This window comes from Streptomyces sp. NPDC093600 (genome assembly GCF_044764755.1).
Classification (GTDB): Bacteria; Actinomycetota; Actinomycetes; order Streptomycetales; family Streptomycetaceae; genus Streptomyces.
Window position 1 is genome coordinate 160,308 of record NZ_JBIWIU010000006.1, and the last position, 18,649, is coordinate 178,956.

Annotated in this window: 12 protein-coding genes; 4 read left to right on the forward strand and 8 right to left on the reverse strand. The window is 72.1% G+C overall.

The features are described from left to right. Nucleotides 1-73: 73 nt before the first annotated feature. Complete coding sequence (locus ACIRB4_RS17320; RefSeq protein WP_403292075.1) at nucleotides 74-1,429, forward strand: MFS transporter; 1,356 nt, start codon at nucleotides 74-76, stop codon at nucleotides 1,427-1,429. Here the strand turns inward: ACIRB4_RS17320 and ACIRB4_RS17325 are convergent. The 5 genes from ACIRB4_RS17325 to ACIRB4_RS17345 all read right to left on the reverse strand — a co-directional run bounded on the left by ACIRB4_RS17325 (nucleotide 1,392) and on the right by ACIRB4_RS17345 (nucleotide 8,871). Beyond that, nucleotides 1,392-4,448, reverse strand: coding sequence for an alpha-mannosidase (locus tag ACIRB4_RS17325; protein ID WP_403292077.1), 3,057 nt, complete (start codon nucleotides 4,446-4,448; stop codon nucleotides 1,392-1,394). The two genes, ACIRB4_RS17320 and ACIRB4_RS17325, sit on opposite strands and share 38 nt — an antisense overlap. Nucleotides 4,449-4,478: 30 nt before the next feature. Further along, nucleotides 4,479-5,771, reverse strand: coding sequence for a glycosyl hydrolase (locus tag ACIRB4_RS17330; protein ID WP_403292079.1), 1,293 nt, complete (start codon nucleotides 5,769-5,771; stop codon nucleotides 4,479-4,481). 29 nt (nucleotides 5,772-5,800) lie between these two features. Then, nucleotides 5,801-6,649, reverse strand: a complete 849-nt coding sequence (locus ACIRB4_RS17335; protein WP_403292081.1) for a carbohydrate ABC transporter permease — start codon at nucleotides 6,647-6,649, stop codon at nucleotides 5,801-5,803. Beyond that, nucleotides 6,646-7,518 (reverse strand): carbohydrate ABC transporter permease, encoded by an 873-nt coding sequence (locus tag ACIRB4_RS17340; RefSeq protein ID WP_403292083.1) that lies wholly within the window; start codon nucleotides 7,516-7,518, stop codon nucleotides 6,646-6,648. Before ACIRB4_RS17340 ends, ACIRB4_RS17335 begins: the two co-directional genes overlap by 4 nt. A gap of 69 nt (nucleotides 7,519-7,587) precedes the next feature. Further along, nucleotides 7,588-8,871, reverse strand: coding sequence for an ABC transporter substrate-binding protein (locus ACIRB4_RS17345; RefSeq protein WP_403292085.1), 1,284 nt, complete (start codon nucleotides 8,869-8,871; stop codon nucleotides 7,588-7,590). Nucleotides 8,872-9,062: 191 nt separating this feature from the next. On the opposite strand from ACIRB4_RS17345, the gene ACIRB4_RS17350 reads away from it, so the two are divergent. After that, complete coding sequence (locus ACIRB4_RS17350; protein WP_403292087.1) at nucleotides 9,063-10,082, forward strand: LacI family DNA-binding transcriptional regulator; 1,020 nt, start codon at nucleotides 9,063-9,065, stop codon at nucleotides 10,080-10,082. Between the two features lie 19 nt (nucleotides 10,083-10,101). Here the strand turns inward: ACIRB4_RS17350 and ACIRB4_RS17355 are convergent, their stop codons facing one another. After that, entirely contained in the window at nucleotides 10,102-10,434 is a 333-nt protein-coding gene (locus ACIRB4_RS17355) for a hypothetical protein (protein ID WP_403292088.1), read from the reverse strand. Nucleotides 10,435-10,473: 39 nt separating this feature from the next. On the opposite strand from ACIRB4_RS17355, the gene ACIRB4_RS17360 reads away from it, so the two are divergent. Then, a complete protein-coding gene (locus ACIRB4_RS17360) occupies nucleotides 10,474-12,906 on the forward strand; it encodes a discoidin domain-containing protein (RefSeq protein WP_403292090.1) in 2,433 nt (810 codons plus the stop codon). A 255-nt stretch (nucleotides 12,907-13,161) separates the two neighbouring features. On the opposite strand, the gene ACIRB4_RS17365 is transcribed toward ACIRB4_RS17360, so the two are convergent. Further along, on the reverse strand, nucleotides 13,162-13,614 hold the full coding sequence (locus ACIRB4_RS17365) for an SRPBCC family protein (RefSeq protein ID WP_403292092.1): 453 nt from the start codon (nucleotides 13,612-13,614) through the stop codon (nucleotides 13,162-13,164). 76 nt (nucleotides 13,615-13,690) lie between these two features. Beyond that, nucleotides 13,691-14,311 carry a DinB family protein gene (locus tag ACIRB4_RS17370; protein ID WP_403292094.1) on the reverse strand — a complete coding sequence of 207 codons (621 nt, stop codon included), beginning with the start codon at nucleotides 14,309-14,311 and terminating at the stop codon, nucleotides 13,691-13,693. A gap of 307 nt (nucleotides 14,312-14,618) precedes the next feature. Between ACIRB4_RS17370 and ACIRB4_RS17375 the strand changes: the two genes are divergently transcribed. Beyond that, nucleotides 14,619-18,623, forward strand: coding sequence for a molybdopterin-dependent oxidoreductase (locus ACIRB4_RS17375; RefSeq protein ID WP_403292405.1), 4,005 nt, complete (start codon nucleotides 14,619-14,621; stop codon nucleotides 18,621-18,623). Nucleotides 18,624-18,649: the final 26 nt, after the last annotated feature.

Genomic DNA, 18,649 nt, shown 5'->3' on the forward strand with positions numbered 1-18,649 from the left:
TGTCAACATGTGCGCAAGCGTGCACATGTCGGTTACGGTGGGAGCGTCCCGTAGCCGAGCGAGGGGCGGGCCCATGCCGACCGTGCTGCGCCACCGGACGTACCGGCGCCTCCTCACCGCCCAGGTCGTCGCCCTGGCCGGCACCGGCCTCGCGACCGTCGCCCTCAGCCTGCTCGCCCACGACCTCGCGGGCGCCGACGCCACGGCGGTCCTCGGCACCGCCCTGGCCCTGAAGATGACCGCGTACGTCGGCATCGCACCCGTCATCAGCGCCCTCGCCCACCGCGTGCCCCGGCGGGCGCTGCTGGTCTCCATGGACCTGATCCGCGCCGCGGCCGCCCTCACCCTCCCGTTCGTCACCCAGGTCGGGCAGATCTACGCCCTGATCCTGCTGCTCCAGGCCGCCTCCGCCGCCTTCACCCCCACCTTCCAGGCCACCCTGCCCGACGTCCTGCCCGACGAGCGCGACTACACCCGCGCCCTGTCGCTCTCACGGCTCGCCCACGACCTGGAGAACGTCCTCAGCCCGGCCCTGGCCGCCGCCCTGCTGACCTGGTTCACCTACGACTGGCTGTTCGCCGGAACCGCCCTCGGCTTCCTCGCCTCCGGCGCCCTCGTCCTCTCCGTCCTGCTCCCCGGAGCGGAACCGGCCGAGCGCACCGGCGGCCTGTACGCCAGAGCCTCCTTCGGCACCCGGCTCTTCCTCGCCACCCCGCGCCTGCGCGCGCTCCTCGCCCTCGACCTGGTCGTCGCCGCCGGCGGGGCGATGGTCCTCGTCAACACCGTCGTCCTGGTACGCGACTTCCTCGGACGCTCCGCCGCCGACGTCCCCCTCGCTCTGGGCGCGTACGGCGCGGGCTCCATGATCGTGGCTCTGCTGGTGCCCCGCGCCCTCGACCGGATCGGCGAACGGAGCCTCATGCTGCCCGCCGCCTTCGTCCAGACGGCCGTCCTCGCCCTCCTCCCGCTCGGCCTGCGCCGCGGCGGAGCCTCCTGGTCCTGGCCCGCCCTGCCGGCCGCCTGGCTGATCCTCGGGGCCGCCACCTCGGCCGTCCTCACCCCCGCCGGACGGCTGCTGCGCCGCTCGGGGCGCCCGGCCGACCTCCCCGCCCTGTTCGCCGCCCGGTTCTCCCTCACCCACGCCTGCTGGCTGATCACCTATCCGCTCGCCGGCTGGACGGCCGCCCGCGCCGGTCTGCCGGCCTCGGCCACCGTCCTCACCGCGGTCGCCCTCGGCGGTACCGTCGCCGCCGTACGTCTGTGGCCGCGCACCGACACCGACGAGCGGGAAGACGACGATGCCGAACCGGCGCCGGTCCACCAGCCCCCGCCGGACGGTGACCGGCGCCACACTCATCCGGCCCCGTTCGGCTCCCCGCCCCCGCCCGGCGTCACCCCACGGCCGCCGAGCGGGCGAAACGGAGCGTGAGGAGCTCGAAGGGGCGCAGCCGAAGCTCCACGGCGCCGTCCACGACCCGCACGCCCTCCCCGGCGGAGTCGGCCGACGGGCGCTCCAGGAGGTCGCAGACCTCCACGCCGTCGAACCCGGGCAGCGCGGTGGTGAGCCGGGCCAGGGCGCGCCCGCCACGGGACTCGTAGACACGGACGACCAGATCCCCGCTGCGGTCGTCGGCGAGCTTCACGGCGCTCACCACCACGGCGTCGTCGTCCACGGCGACGAGCGGGACGACATCGGCGCCACCCGGCACCCGCCGCTCGGGCAGATTGACGCGATAGCCCTCGCGAACGGCGTCACCGACGGCCGCGCCGGGGACCAGGGCGTGGCGGAAACGGTGCACACCCTGGTCCGTGTGCGGGTCGGGGAAGCGCGGCGCACGCAGCAGGGAGATCCGTACGGTCGTCGTGGTGCCCCGGTCCTCGGACCGCACCGTTCGGGTGACGTCGTGGCCGTAGGTGGAGGCGGTGACGAGGGCGACCCCCCAGCCCGGCTCCTCCAGATGGACGAAGCGGTGGTTGCAGGCCTCGAACTTCGCCGCCTCCCAGCTGGTGTTGGTGTGGGTGGGCCGGTACAGATGGCCGAACTGTGTCTCCGCGGCGTAGCGGTCGGTGTGCAGGTCGAGCGGGAAGGCGGCCTTGAGGAACTTCTCCGTCTCGTGCCAGTCGATCTCCGTGTCCAGGTCGAGCCGCTTGGCCCCGGCGGACAGGGTGAGCGTCTGCACCGCCCGCGACGCGCCGAAGGAACGGGTCACCCGCACCGACACCGACCGAGGCCCGTCGGCGACCACCGTCACCTCGTCGGCCTCGGTCAGATCGGTGACCGTGTTGCGATAGAACTGGTCGACGTCCCAGGCGTCCCACATGTTGGGGAAGTCCGGGTGGATCTGCAGCAGGTTCGCGGCCGCGCCCGGCGCGATCGTCTCGCGGCCGGTGGCGAGGTCGACCACCGACACCACCAGACCCCGCGCGTCCACGCCCACCCGCAGCAGCCCGTTGGAGAGCACATGCCCGCCGTCCGGCGCCGACTCCACGGTGCAGGCGCCGGACGCCTCGGCGACCCTGCGGGCCCCACCGGCCGGCACCCCGGAGCGCTCGTGCGGGGCCGCGTTGAAGACCACCTCGCCGCCCGCCGCGCCATCGCCCGCGAGCGCCCGCTGAGCGCGCTCCACGATGCCGGTCAGCTCCTCGGCGACCTCCGCGTACGTCCGCTCCGCCTCACGGTGCACCCAGGCGATCGAGGAGCCCGGCAGGATGTCGTGGAACTGGTGCAGCAGCACCGTCTTCCAGATCCGGTCCAACTCCTCGTACGGGTAGGGGAAGCCGGCCCGCACGGCGGCGGTCGCGGCCCACAGCTCGGCCTCCCGGAGCAGGTTCTCGCTCGCCCGATTGCCCTGCTTGGTCCTCGCCTGGCTGGTCAGCGTCGCCCGGTGCAGCTCCAGATACAGCTCGCCCACCCACACCGGGGCGTCCGGGTACTCCGCCTCCGCCTTCGCGAAGAACTCGGCCGGCCGCTCCCAGCGCACCCGCGCCGAGCCCTCCAGATCCCTCAGCCGCGCGGCCTTCGCGACCATCTCCCGCGTGGTGCCGCCACCCCCGTCCCCCCATCCGGTCGGCGCGATCGAATGCCGCGCCCGCCCCTTGTCCTTGAAGTTGCGGACAGCGTGGGCGATCTCCTTGCCCCGCATCGAGCAGTTGTACGTGTCGATCGGCGGGAAATGCGTGAAGATCCGCGTCCCGTCGATGCCCTCCCACCAGAAGGTGTGGTGCGGAAAGGAGTTGACCTGGCTCCACGAGATCTTCTGGGTCAGCAGCCACTTGGACCCCGCCGCCTTGATGATCTGCGGCAGGCCACCGGCGAAACCGAAGGTGTCCGGCAGCCACGCCTCCTCGTTCTCGACCCCGAACTCCTCCAGGAAGAACCGCTTGCCGTGCACGAACTGGCGGGCCATCGCCTCCGAGCCCGGCATGTTCGTGTCCGACTCCACCCACATGCCGCCCGCCGGGACGAACCGGCCCTCCGCGACCGCCTTCTTCACCCGCGCGTACACCTCCGGCCGGTGCTCCTTGATCCACGCGTACTGCTGGGCCTGCGACATCGTGTACACGAAGTCCGGCTCGTCCTCCAGGAGCGCCGTCATGTTGGCGGTCGTCCGCGCCACCTTCCGTACCGTCTCGCGCAGCGGCCACAGCCAGGCCGAGTCGATATGGGCGTGGCCCACCGCGCTGATCCGGTGCGCCGACGGCTCGGCGGGCGACGCGAGGACTCCCGCGAGCCGCTCCCGGGCCGCGGCGGCCGTGCCGTTCACGTCCTGGAGGTCGATCGCGTCCAGGGCACGCTCGACGGCCCGCAGGACCTCCCAGCGGCGGGCGCCCTCCACCGGCAGCTCCGCCATCAGTTCACCGAGGACCTCCAGATCCATCACGAGCTGCCACACCGTCTCGTCGAAGACCGCCAGATCCATCCGCGCCAGGCGGTACTGCGGTGTGTCGCCGGCCGTCTCCCTGTCACCCAACTCGGTCGGCAGGAAGGGGTGGTAGTCCAGGATCACCGGGTTGGACGCGGCCTCCACATGCAGCAGCACCTCCTCTCCACCGGCCGCCGGGGCGGCGATCCGCACCCACTGGTTGCGCGGGTTGAGCCCCTTCACCGGAGAGCCGTCGGGGCGGTAGACCAGCCCTTCGCACTGGAACCCGGGCATGTTCGCGTCGAAGCCGAGGTCGATCAGGGCCTCGACGGTCCGGCCCGCCCAGGCCGCCGGCACCGTTCCCGACACGGTGAGCCAGCTCGTACCCCAGGGCGCGCCCCAGACGTCGCCGACGGAGATCGGGGTGCGGGGGGCGGCGAGCCCCTCGGCCACCGGCACCGGTTCGTCGGGCGCGGTCCAGATCCCGACCTCGAGCGGCACCGACTCCGGATGGATCGCCGGCCGGACGCGCTCGTCGAGGACGCGCTTGAGGCGGGACTCGATCAGGCTGCGGTCGTCGTGCATGGCAGTCGCTCCCTCGCGTGAAAAAGGTGGTCAGGCCCGGACGGCGCCGTCGACCGTGACCGTCTCGGTGATGCCGCGTCCGATGAGATGGTCGCGGTCCGCGGCGCGCGAGGCCAGTACGACCGCCGGCCGTGCGCCGTCGGCGGCCAGGCGCATGAACGCCTCGAAGAACACCCCGCCCGGCGCGCAGACCGAACGCCCGGTGGCCTCGTCGGGGAGGTCGAGGACCAGCGCCGTCGTCCGCGGCCGGGGCCGTGGCTCGCGCGTCCGCAGCTCGGCCACCACTCGGGCGAGCTCCCGCCCGGCCGGCTTCACCTCACGCCCGGTGGTCAAGAGGCCGAGGCTGTATTCGAGTTCGGGGAAGTCGGCCAGCGAGCGGTCGACGTCGTGGGAGCACCACCAGGTGACGCCCCAGAGGTCCGGGCAGTCGAGCGCGGCGGCCACCGTCGTACGGGTGAAGTCCGCGGCCCGCTCGGCGGCGATGTGCGGCGCGGGAGCGCCGACCTCCTGTAGCCAGACCGGCCGGTGCGGGTCCTCGGCCCACGCCTTGGACAGCTCGATCATGTACGCGGCGTGCTGACCGGTGGCGAAGGAGTCGGGGCCGTAGCGCTGCGCGGTGCCGTTGAAGACCCAGGAGTGCACGGCGGTCGCGGCGCCGAGCCGGGCCGCGTGGGCCGGCGTGAAGGGATGGTCGTCGAGGTACCAGGCGGCGTCGTACGCGGCGTGCAGATGGGTACGGCCCGGGGCGCCCTCCTCGCACGCCGTCAGCATCCGGCGCAGCCAGCGCTCCGCCTGCCCGGGGTTGATCCGGTCGGGGTCGGGATGCGGGTCGCCGGAGAACTGGTTGATCTCGTTGCCCAGCGTCATGCCCAGGAAGCCGGGCCGGTCCGCGAGCGCCGAGGCGAGGGTGCGCAGATAGGCCGCCTGCCCGTCGAGGACCTCGGGGTCGGTGAAGATGTTCCGCCGGTGCCAGGTGACGGTCCAGGACGGCTGGAAGTCGAAGCTGGAGAGATGACCCTGGAGCCCGTCGACGGCGACGTCCAGGCCGCGCTCGGCCGCCGCGTCGACCAGCCGCACCAGCTGCTCGACCGCGCGCGGGCGGATCAGGGTGCGGTTCGGCTGGAAGACGGGCCAGAGCGGGAACGCCCGGATGTGGTCCATGCCGAGCGCGGCGATCGAGTCCAGGTCGGCCCGGACGGCGTCGAGGTCGAAGTCGAGCCAGTGGTGGAACCAGCCTTCGCTGGGCGTGTAGTTGACCCCGAAGCGGGGGGCGGCGGCCCGGTGGCCGGCTCCGGCGGGGCTGCTGCCCTGAGGGGTGGTCATGGGTGCGGCGGATCCTTCCTGAGTGGGGTTCATCCCTTGACCGCGCCCTCCTCGACGCCCTTGAAGAAGAACCGCTGGAGCGCGGCGAACACGGCGACGATCGGCAGGAAGGCGATCATGGTGCCGGCCGCGATCAGCCGGGGGTTGGCGGAGAAGGTGCCGTTGAGGTACTGCAGTCCCACCGTGAGGGTGTAGCGGCTGGGGTCGTTGAGGACGATCAGTGGCCAGAGGAAGTCGTCCCAGGCGCCGATGAACGTGAAGATCACGACGACGCTGAGCATCCCCCGGACGTTCGGCAGCCCCACATGGATCAGCCGCTGCCAGACGGTGGCGCCGTCGACCAGGGCGGCCGCGTCGAGGTCGGGCGGAACGGCCTGGAACGCGGTGTACATCAGGAGCACGTTGAGCATCGCGATGGCACCGGGCAGGGCGACGCCGAGCAGGGTGTCGGTCAGACCGAGGCTGCGTACGGTCACGTACTGCGAGACGATGGTGACCTCGCCGGGCAGCACGAGCGTGGCCAGGAAGAGGCCGAGGAACAGCCGTACGCCGCGGAAGCGCAGCCGGGACAGCGCGAAGCCGGCGAGGGTGGCGCCGACCACGTTGCCGACCACCGCGACGGCCGCCACCACCAGGGAGTTGGCCGCGTAGGTCCACACCGGGACGGTGTCGGCGACCTTGCCGTAGTTGGCGAAGGTCGGATCCTGGGGCAGGAAGTCGGGCGTACGGGAGAAGACGTCCTCGCCGGGGCCCTTGAGGGAGGTCGACAGCTGCCACAGGAACGGTCCGATGGTGAGCAGCAGGACCAGCGCGAGCAGGGCGTAGCGCACCGCCTTCTCGGTCGGCGAGGGGGTGTTGAGGCTCCGGGCCACGGTCACACGCCCTTCCGGTTCAGCCGCGCGAGGAGCAGCATCGGGCCGACGGTGATCAGGAAGAGCAGCAGGCTGAGGGCGGAGGCGTAGCCGATGTGACCGGTGAAGCCGCGGCTGTACATCTGGATGAGCATGACCACCGACATGTCCCGGCCGCCCGGGCCGCCGGTGCCGTCGGACAGGACGTACAGCTCCGAGAAGACCCGCAGGGCGGAGACCGAGATCAGTACGGAGACCAGCATCATCGCGGGCCGTACGCCGGGCAGGGTGACGTGCCAGAAGCGGCGTACGGCCGACGCGCCGTCGACGGCGGCCGCCTCGTGCAGCTCGCGGCCGACGTTCCCGAGCGCGGACAGATAGATGACCATGTAGTAGCCGAGGCCCTTCCACACGGTGAGAGCGATCGCGCTGAACAGCAGCAGCCAGCGGTCGGTGAGGAAGGAGACCGGCCGGTCCGCCAGGCCCAGCTGCCCGAGCAGGCCGTTGAGCAGGCCGCGCTCGTCGAGGACCCAGCCCCAGATCAGCGCGACCACGACGGCGGAGGCGACGACCGGGGTGTAGAACGCGGTACGGAAGAAGGTGATGCCGGGCAGCTTCTTCTCCACGAGCAGGGCGAGGAGGAGGGGCAGCAGGGTGAGCAGCGGCAGACAGACGAGCAGATAGACGATGCTGTTGATCAGCGCGTCGATCAACTGCTCGTCGTTCAGGGCCCGTTCGTAGTTGTCGAGCCCGGTGAAGTGCCCGCCGCCGAGCGGCTTGGCGTTGGTGAACGACAGGATCACGGTGTTGACCGCGGGCCACAGGTTGAAGACGGCGAGCCAGACCACGGCCGGCCCGGCGAGCAGCCACGGGGTGAACCAGCGCCGGTGCGTCATGGGGTGCGGGGCCTTCCTGGCAGGGAGCGGCCGTGCGGACGGCGGGCCCGTCCGCACGGGGGCCGGTTCTCAGTCCTTGAGCATCCGGTTGCAGCGGGCGACCGCCGTGTCCAGCGCCTCCTTGGAGCCGGCCTGGCCGCTGAGGGCGAGCGCGATCTGCTGGTTGACGACCGTCTTGATCGCGTCGTTGGCCTGCACGGGCTCCAGCATCCGGGCGCCCGCGAGCGAGGTGAAGGCGGTGACCTTGGCATCGCCCGCGTTGGTCCCGTCGCTCCTGCTGAAGTACGCGTCGTCCGACGAGGCCTTCGTCGAGGGGAAGATGCTGGTGAGGCGGGCGAAGGCGGCCTGGTTCCCGGCGTTGGTCACCCACCGGGCCAGCGCCAGGGCGGTGGCCCGGTTCTCGGTCGCTCTGGAGACCGAGAGGCCCTGGACGTACAGCGGCGGGGTCCCCATGGCGGGGGAGGAGACCACCTTCGGGGCGAGGCTCGGGTTGTCGGTCGCCAGGGACGTGATGTAGTTGCCGCCGGCGGTGGTCCAGGCGGCCGTCCCGGAGTTGAACAGCTTGGTGTTCCCGGCGTACGTCTCGGTCAGCACGTCCTGGGGGAGCAGCCCCTCCTTGAACGCCGCGCGGTACGTGTCGAGCAGCGCGGCGGCCTCGGGGGTGTTGAAGGTGAAGCTCTTGCCGTCGTCGGACATCAGCTTCACCCCCGCGTTGGCGAAGTCCATCAAGCCGGGCTTGCGGCTCATCAGGTACACCGAGCCGCCGGACTCCCGCTTGACGGTCCTGGCCGCGGCGATCAGCTGGTCCAGGTCGGCCGGGGGCTTCTTGGGGTCGAGGCCGTAGCGGGTGAGGAGCTCGGCGTTCCAGTAGTTGACGTCGGTGTTGAGGTACCAGGGGTAGCCGTGGACGCCGGTGTGCCCCGCGAAGCGGTAGGCGTCGACGCCGCCTTCGACGTAGTCCGCCTCCAGCTTCGGGTCGGCGGCGGCCACGTCGAGCAGCATGCGCTGCTTCGCCAGCGGCAGGGCGAAGTCGGGCGGCAGATTCACCACGTCGGGCAGGCTTCCGCCGGCCGCCTGGCTGAGCACCTTCTCGGAGTAGCCCTCACCGGGCTGGTCGAGCCACTCCACCTGGACACCGGGATGCTTCTTCTCGAAGGCGTCGATCACGCCCTCCATGTACGCGGTGAACTTCGGCTTCAGGGCCCATGTCTGGAGCGAGACCTTGCCCTTCACCTCGCCGCCGCCGGCCGCGTCCCCGCCGTCGGTGCCGCTCGGGTCGCCGAGCCCGCAGCCCGCCAGCGCCGCCGCCGCGACCGCGGCCACGGCCATCCGTATCCAGTGGCTTCTTCGCATCTGAGAGATCTCCCGGTCTGTTCTGATCTGTTCGACGGGGGAAGCGGAGCTACTAAGGCGGAGCTACTAAGGCGGAGCTACTAAACCGGTCTAGCGATGGGGGACTATGCTCCCGCTAGACTCCGCTGTCAAGGGAGTGCGAAGAACGCGCGCGGGAGTGCCGGGGACGCGTGTGACGGAAGGGGCGCCGCGTGGGCAGACCGACGATCGCCGACATCGCCCGGCGGGCCGGCGTGTCCAAGGGCGCGGTGTCGTTCGCGCTGAACGGACGGCCGGGGGTCAGCGAGGCGACCCGCGAGCGGATCCTGCGCGTCGCCGAGGAGATGAACTGGCGCCCGCACAGCGCCGCACGCGCCCTGGGCGGGGCGCGGGCCGGAGCGGTCGGGCTGGTCATCGCCCGACCGGCCAGGACCATCGGTCTGGAACCGTTCTTCAGCCAGCTGCTGAGCGGACTGCAGGCCGGACTCTCGACGCGCGGTACGGCGCTGCAGCTCCTGGTGGTCGAGGACACGGCCGCCGAGATCGACGTCTACCGCCGCTGGACCTCCGAACACCGGGTCGACGGCTTCGTCCTGGTCGACCTCCAGGTGCGCGACCCCCGGATCCCCGTCCTCGAAGAGCTCGGCGTCCCGGCCATGGTGATCGGAGGGCCCGGCCGGCACGGCACCCTGCCCAGCATCTGGGCGGACGACCGCGAGGCGATGGTCTCGATCGTCGACTACCTCGCCGCGCTCGGCCACCGCCGGATCGCGCACCTCGCCGGACTCCCCGCCTTCCAGCACACCCAGCGCCGCATCCGCGCCGTCCGGGACAGCGCCCGCCGCCTCGGTCTCACCGAGGCCGTGTCGCTGCCGACCGACTTCAGCGACGCCGAGGGCGCCGCCGCCACCCGGGCGCTGCTCGCCCGCCCGCAGCGACCCACGGCGATCATCTACGACAGCGACGTGATGGCGGTCGCCGGACTCGGGGTGGCCGGCGAGATGGGCGTGGCGGTCCCGGGCGAGCTGTCGATCGTCTCCTTCGACGACTCCGCGCTCGCCCGGATCGTCCACCCCTCGCTCACCGCGCTCTCCCGCGACACCTTCGCGCTGGGCGAGCAGGTCGCGCGGGCGCTCCTCGCGGTCGTCGACGACCCGGGGACCGCGCGCGACATCAAGAACCCCACGCCGCGGCTCACGGTCCGCGAGAGCACGGCACCACCGGCCCCTTGACCCGGTCGACTAAAGCCGTTTAGCCTCCCGGGGCGAGACGGCCGGTTACTGCGCGGAGATCGCGCACCTGGGCGGGCCCGGAGCGGCCGCACAGCATGACCGGCCCGGGCTCGGGCGGGGCCGCCGAGGATCGGGCGAGCCTGGCCGCCCCGAGCCCGGGCGGAGGCTCGACCGAGCAGGACCCGGCCGAGCGGCCGAGCCCATCGAGCACGACCCCGGCCGACCGGCCGGGCCTCGACACGGCACCGCCGCGCACGACGCGCAGCACGCGCACCTCCTGCACCATGTGCGCCACACGCACCACGCGCAGCCCGTTCTTTCGCGTCATCCGCACCACCAGTACCTCCAGCACGCCCAGCACCCCCACCCTCCCGCTGGACCGGAGCATCGGATGAGACGACACCTCCCCCTCCTGCTGAGCGCGGCGCTGATCGCCGCCCTGCTCGGCCTCGCCCCCTTCACCCCCTACACGTCGGAGGCACGCGCCGCCGTACAGGCCGCCGGCGACCAGCCCTACGCCTCGTACTGGCACCCGAACACCCTCCTGGACTGGGACCCGGCCACCGACCCCGACGCGCGGTTCAACCGCTCCCGCGTCCCCTTGCGGCCGCGCGTCTCCGACCCCGCCCTGAAGGCCAACGCCAACGCCCGCCCGGGCGAGGGGAAGATCGCCTCCCTCGTCTCCTTCGGCCCCACCTCGAACAACCCCTCGCAGGGCTCGGACAACCCCCACTACTACGCCTTCGGCCACTGGCAGTACATCGACAAACTCGTCTTCTGGGGCGGCTCCGCCAGTGAGGGCCTCATCCTCGCCCCGAACGCGACCGTCATCGACGCCGCCCACCGCAACGGCGTCAAGGTCTACGGCACCGTCTTCTTCCCGCCCACCGCCTACGGCGGACAGATCCAGTGGGTCCGCGACTTCGCCCAGAAGTCGGGCGGCAGGTTCCCGGTCGCCGACAAGCTCGCGCAGGTCGCCCAGTACTACGGCTTCGACGGCTGGTTCATCAACCAGGAGACCGCCGGCGGCGACGCCGCCCTGGCGACCGCGCTGCGCGAGGAGATGCGCTACGCCCGCGGGCTCGGCCCGATCGAGTTCATGTGGTACGACGCGATGACCGAGTCCGGCGCGGTGAGCTGGCAGGACGCCCTCACCTCCGCCAACGACTCCTTCCTCCAGGAGGGGACGCGCCGCACCTCCGACTCGATGTTCCTCGACTTCGGGTGGAGCGCCTCGGGCCTCGACTCCTCCCGTACCCTCGCGCGGAGTCTCGGCCGCAGTGAGTACGAGCTGTTCTCCGGCATCGACACCGAGGCGAACGGCTACCACACCTCCGTCCCCTGGGCCTCCGTCTTCCCCGCCGGAAAACCGCACGTCACCTCCCTCGGCATCTACCGCCCCGAGTGGACCCACACCTCCTCCGCCGGCCGGGCCGACTCCCACGCCCGCGAGTCGCGTTACTGGGTCGGAGCCAACGGCGACCCGTCCGACACCACCACGACCTCCGCCTGGAAGGGCCTCGCCCACTACGTCCCCGAGTCGTCCGCCGTCACCGCCAAACCGTTCGTCACCTCCTTCGGCGCCGGGCAGGGCGACTTCTTCCACTCCGCGGGCGTACGGGTCTCGTCGTCCGGGTGGAACAACCTCTCGCTCCAGGACGTGCCGCCCACCTACCGCTGGCTGGTCGACTCCACGGGGACCCGCCTCACCCCCTCGATCGACTTCACCGACGCCTACGAGGGCGGCTCCTCCCTGCGCCTGACCGGCACCCTCGACGCCGTCAACACCGTCCGGCTGTACCAGACGAGGCTCCCGGTCGCCGCCGACACCAAGCTGTCGACGGTCGTCAAGACGCCCACGGCGGGACCCACCCGGCTCCAGGCCGCCGTCTCCTTCACCGACGCGCCGACCACGTTCACCACGCTCGACCTCGGCTCGACCAGCACCACGGGCTGGGAGCGCAGGACCTTCGATCTCTCCGCGCACCACGGCCGGACCATCGCCCAGATCGGTCTGCGGGCGTCCGGTTCCGACCCCTCGTACGACGTGAGGATCGGCCAGATCGCCGTCTACGACGGCACGGTGGACCGTACGACCGCCCCGACCGGCGTCACCGTCCTCGGCACCGCCGACGCCGGCCCCGCCCGGAAGTCACTGCGCCTGACCTGGACGGCTCCGGCGTCCGCGGCCGGTTCCGTGCACCACTACGAGGTGTTCCGGCGCAACGCCGACGGCACCCGCACCTTCCTGGGCGGCACGCCGAACGACGCCTACTTCGTCCCCCGGCTCGACCGGGCGGGGTCGGAGACCACGACCACCCTCGACGTCGAGGCGGTCTCCACCGAGTACGGCCGCTCGCCCGCCGCCACGACCACCGTCGCCTGGTCGAGCGCCACCGACACGAATCTCGCGCTGAACCGCCCAGCCACCGCGTCCGGCCGGTGCAACGCCGCCGAGACACCGGCCAAGGCGGTCAACGGCAGTGTCTCCGGCGGCAACGCCGACAAGTGGTGCACGACGACGACCGCCAAGTGGCTGGAGGTCGACCTCGGCTCGACCCGTACCCTCGACCGCTTCGTGGTGCGGCACGCGGGCGCGGGCGGTGAGGACACCGCCTGGAACACCCGCGACTTCGCGATCAAGGTCCGGGGCTCCACCGCCGACCCGTGGACCACCGCCGCCAACGTCACCGGCAACACCGCGGCGACCACCACCCACCCGGTGACCCTCACGGCCCGCCACATCCGCCTGGAGATCACCCGGCCCACGCAGACCGGCGACGCCGCCGCACGAATCTACGAGTTCGAGGCCTGGGGGTCTTGACGTAGGGCAAATAGGGAGGAAAATCTCAAATACACCAGAAAACCAGAGCGAGCCGCACTCGACGGTGGAGACGTTCACCGTCCCGCGTGACCCACTCGCTGGCTCTGGCCAGGCCCCCGGTAGAACTCCCGGGCTCCGAGCTTTCGGCGACGGCCGAAAACCCGGAGTGACGGTGACGGACTACCGGGGACTGTCATGTCCGGGCCTGCCCATGATGGTCCGGCCATGATGGTCCGGGTCGCGTGGCTCATGCCGTCAGGGTGTGACGCCGCGCTCCAGAATGGCCTTGAGGTTCTCCTCGTCCTTCGGGATCTCCTTCCGGGCCCGTGGCTTGACCATGAGGGGCACGAGCACCTTGCCGATGCCCTGACCCTCGAAGTCGACGGCGAGCGTCAGGCGTGAGCGCTCGCCGGTGCCGAGCGGCTCGATCCTGCCCTGGATGTCGCCGCGCACCGGGCCGTCGATGCCGTGCACGTGCCAGTACCGCGGCGGATCGACCTCGATGACCTGCATGGTGGTGGAGAATTCCCGCCGCCCGAGCCGCCGGGTGACCGCGACCTTCGAACCGACCCCCAGGGGCGCCTCACTGATCCGGCGGACCGAGACCGCGCTCTCCTGCCACTCGGGCAGGTGCGTGGGGTCGGCGATGTAGGAGAAGACCTCCGCGGGGCTACGGGAAATGTCGATGGTTTCCTTGATGGCAGACATTTCGCCCTCTTTGTGGTTGTTCCTCGTTACTCCACAGGAATCGTCCCACGGGGGGAAACGCCCCGCCAGGGAGCCGTCAGCCCCGCCGCGCCCGGTGGAGATCACGGATCAGCGCGATCTCGGCCCCGTGGTGCAGCAGCTCCTGGTTGACCCACCAGACGATGTCCACGAAGGCGTCCTCCGGGTCGCTGCCGTGCGGATACGTGCTGTGCCCCACCGTGTCGAGCGCCGTGTCGTCCGCCGCGAGCAGGGCCTCCCGCCAAGCCCGCGCGCCGGCCTCGAAGGCCGCGATCGCCGCGGCGGCGTCCCCGTGGCTCTCGTAGTCGTCGCGGGTCAGCCGGTGGCCGCCCACCGTGTGGTCCGCCCGCAGCGTCAGCAGCTCGCTCAGGTGGCTCAGCCGCCAGGCGATGGTCGTGAACGGCGGCGGCACGGGGTGCGGCGCGGGAGCCGTGTCCCGGCCCCACTCGCCGGCACCGGTCAGCGCCGTCGCGCGCGGCCCCGGCCCCTCCGCACGGCGGCGCACGGACCAGCACCCCGGGACCGGCTCCCAGAGGTACTCCTCGTCCGTCAGCGGAACCACCTCGACGTCCGTGCCGTTGCCGCTGTCCACGAAGGGTCCGGCCATGCGCCGCGTCAGCCGCTCCCGCGCGAAGTCGAACTGGTCGAGCAGAGGGGTCAGCCGGGCCGGTATCGCCATGGAACGCTCCAGGTCGCGTGGACGGTTCGGTCCGTACCCTGACACACTCGCCTGCCGCACGCCGCCGCTTTTCCCCGCACGTCAGGGGCGACGCGGGAGGGCTCACACACGCCCGCGCACGGATGTGTGACCAGCGTTACCGATCATGATCGGCCCGGTTGACACGGATGTAACGGGCGTTGCCTACCGTCGGGGTCCGAACGGTTCCACAGAGAGGCCCTCGGTGACGAAACACCCCACGCCGACCCCGCGGGCCGACACCGCCCGGGTGCGGACCGTCTGCTCCTACTGCGGTGTCGGCTGCGGCATGCTCCTCGACATCGCCACCGGCCCCGACGGCCGCCGCACCGTCCTCAAGGCGACCGGCGACAAGGACCACCCCGCCAACGCCGGACGGCTCTGCACCAAGGGCGCCACCACGGCCGACATGCTGGCCGCACCCGGCCGGCTGACCACCGCGCTGGTCCGGGAGAGCCGCGACGCCGCGCCCGTCCCCACCGACACCGACCGCGCCCTGGCCGACACCGCCCGCCGGCTGCGGGCGATCGTCGACGAGCACGGCCCCGACGCCGTCGCGCTCTACGTCTCCGGCCAGATGAGCCTGGAGGCGCAGTACCTCGCCAACAAGCTCGCCAAGGGCTTCCTCGGCACCAACCAGATCGAGTCCAACTCCCGCCTGTGCATGGCGAGCGCCGGAACCGGCTACAAACTGTCCCTCGGCGCCGACGGCCCGCCCGGCTCCTACGACGACTTCGACAAGGCCGACGTCTTCCTCGTCATCGGCTCCAACACGGCCGACTGCCACCCCGTCCTCTTCCTGCGGATGATGGAGCGCGTCAAGGCCGGGGCGAAGCTCATCGTCGTCGACCCCCGCCGCACCGCCACCGCCGACAAGGCCGACCTCTTCCTGCGGATCAGGCCGGGCACAGACCTCGCCCTCCTCAACGGCCTGCTCCACCTGCTGTACGAGAACGGGCACACCGACCCCGCCTTCATCGCCGCGCACACCGAGGGCTGGGAGGCGATGCCCGCCTTCCTCGCCGACTACCCGCCCGCCACCGTCGCCGAGATCACCGGCATACCCGAGCAGGACATCCGTACCGCCGCCGCCTGGATCGGCACGGCGGGGGAGTGGACCAGCTGCTGGACCATGGGCCTCAACCAGTCCACCCACGGCACCTGGAACACCAACGCCCTGATCAACCTGCACCTGGCCACCGGCGCGATCTGCCGCCCCGGCTCGGGCCCCTTCTCCCTGACAGGCCAGCCCAACGCCATGGGCGGCCGCGAGATGGGCTACATGGGCCCCGGCCTCCCCGGCCAGCGCTCGGTACTGGTCGCCGAGGACCGGGCCTTCGTCGAGGAGCTGTGGGACCTCACCCCCGGAACGCTCCGCGAGGACGGCTCGGGCCGGGGCACGGTCGACCTCTTCCGGCGGATGGCGGACGGGGAGATCAAGGCCTGCTGGATCATCTGCACCAACCCGGTCGCCTCCGTCGCCAACCGGCGTACCGTCGTCGACGGTCTGCGCGCCGCCGAACTGGTCATCACCCAGGACGCGTTCGCCGACACCGAGACCAACGCGTACGCCGATGTGATCCTGCCGGCCGCCCTCTGGACCGAGACCGAGGGCGTACTGATCAACAGCGAGCGCGGCCTCACCCTCGCCCAGCCCGCCGCCGACCCGCCCGGCGAAGCCCTCGCCGACTGGCGGATCATCACCCGCATCGCCCGGGCGATGGGGTACGAGAAGGCGTTCGCGTACGACACCGCCGAAGAGGTCTTCGAGGAGATCAAGCTCGCCCGGAACCCGAAGACCGGCTACGACCTCGGCGGGGTGACCTACGAGCGGTTGCGCGCGACCCCCGTGCAGTGGCCCGCCGCCACCATGGACGGCCCCGCCCGCAACCCGATCCGGTACGTCGGCGGCGAGGGCGCCGGACCCGTCTTCCCCACGGCGAGCGGCCGGGCCGTCTTCCACGCCCGCCCGCACATCGACGCGGCCGAGATGCCCGACGACGACCACCCGTTCGTCCTCAACACCGGTCGCCTCCAGCATCAGTGGCACACCCTCACCAAGACCGGCAGAGTCGCCAAGCTCAACAAGCTCAACCCCGCGCCCTTCGTCGAGGTGCACCCCGACGACGCCGAAAGGCTCGGCGTCGCGGACGGCGACCCGGTCGCGATCGTCTCCCGGCGCGGCCGGGCCGTGCTCCCGGCCGTCGTCACGGACCGGGTCGCGCCGGGCTGCTGCTTCGCCCCGTTCCACTGGAACGACCTGTACGGCGAGGAGCTGAGCGTCAACGCCGTCACCAGCGACGCGGTCGACCCCCTGTCCTTCCAGCCCGAGCTGAAGGTCTGCGCCGTCGCCCTGTCGAAGGCCCCCGCCGCCGAGGAGGACCGGGCGCTCACCACGACCGTTCCACCGAGCGCCGTCGTGCCGGCCGGGCCCGCCGCCGTCCTCGGCCTCGCCCCCGTGCCGCCGCCCGTCCTCTCCGAACGGGAGCGGCGCTACCTCGTCGGCTTCCTGGCCGGCCTGGAATCGGGCGCACCGGGCGTCCCCGTCCTGCCTCCTGGCGCGCCGTTCAGCGAGGAGCACGCCCAGTGGGTGAACGGCGTCCTCGCCGGTCTGTACTCCCGTACGCCGGACAGCGCGGTCACCGGCGCGTCCGCCGCGCCCGAGGCGGGCCGCGAGGTCGTGGTGCTGTGGGCCTCGCAGACCGGCAACGCGGAGGAGTTCGCCGCCGCCACCGCAGAACGGCTCACGTCGGCCGGGTACCGGGCCGAGCTCGCCGCCATGGACGGCACCGACCTCCGCACCCTGCCGCCCACCGCCGATCTGCTGCTGATCACCAGCACCTTCGGCGACGGTGACGCGCCCGACAACGGATCCGGGTTCTGGGACGCGCTCGCCGCCCACGACACCCCGCGCCTGGACGGGCGACGGTACGCCGTCCTCGCTTTCGGAGACTCCTCCTACGCCGACTTCTGCGGGCACGGCCGGCGCCTGGACCGGCGGCTGGACGAACTCGGGGCCGTACGCCTGGCACCCCGTACCGACTGCGAACCGGACTACGAACCCTCCGCCCACGCCTGGCTCGACCAGGTCCTCACCAGCCTCACCGGCCCCACCGGCCTCACGGACCAGCCGGTGGTCCCCGCGCCCGTGCCCACCGCGGGCGCGCGCCGACCCAGGCCCGCCACCGTGCTCGCCCGCCTCACCGGCAACCGGCTGCTGAGCCTGCCCGGCGCGGGCAAGGAGATACGGCGGTTCACCTTCGACACCAGCGGGAGCGAGACCCCGCTCCTCCACGAAGCCGGCGACGCCCTCGGCGTCCACCCCGTCAACTGCCCGGAGCTGGTCGCCGAATGGCTCGCCGTCACCGGCCTGGACGCGGCGGAGCCCGTCCAACTCCCCGGCCTGGACGCCGTACCGCTCGGCGAGGCCCTGCACCGCCACCTCGACATCACGCGCCTGACCCCCGCCCTCCTCGGCTTCGTCACCGAGCGGACCGGAGACCGTGACCTGAGACGGCTCCTGCGCCCCGACAACAAGGACGGGCTCGCCCAGTGGTCCTGGGGCCGGCAGGCCGTCGACGTGATCGCCGAGCACCCCGTGCGCGCCGGCGCGCAGGAGTGGGCCGACGTGCTGGGGCGCCTGCAGCCCCGGCTGTACTCGATCTCCTCCAGCCCGCTCACCGACCCCCACCGCGTGTCGGTCACCGTCTCCGTCGTCCGGTACGACAACCGTCACGGCCGCCCCCGCAAGGGCGTCTGCTCACCCTTCCTCGCCGATGCGGAACCCGGCGCCACGGTCCCGGTCTTCGTCCGCGCCGCCCCGCACTTCCGGCCTCCGGCGGACTCCGCCACACCGATGGTGATGGTGGGCCCCGGCACCGGAGTGGCCCCGTTCATCGGCTTCCTCGAAGAGCGCCGCGCCCTCGGCCACCCGGCCCCCAACTGGCTGTTCTTCGGCGAACAGCACCGCGCCACCGACTTCCTCTACGAGGAGGAGCTCACCGCCCTGCTCGCCGACGGAACCCTGGACCGCCTGGACACCGCCTTCTCACGGGACCAGCGCGCCAAGGTCTACGTCCAGGACCGGATGCGGGAGCACGGCGCCCAGCTGTGGTCCTGGCTCCGCTCGGGCGCCCACTTCTACGTCTGCGGCGACGCGGCGCGGATGGCCAAGGACGTCGACCGGGCGCTGCGCGACATCGCCGTCGCACACGGCGGCCTCGACGAGGAGGCCGCCGCCGTGTACGTCAAGCAGCTCGCCGCCGACAAGCGGTACGTCCGGGACGTCTACTGACCCGCCCGACGCGCCTCCGCCCGGGC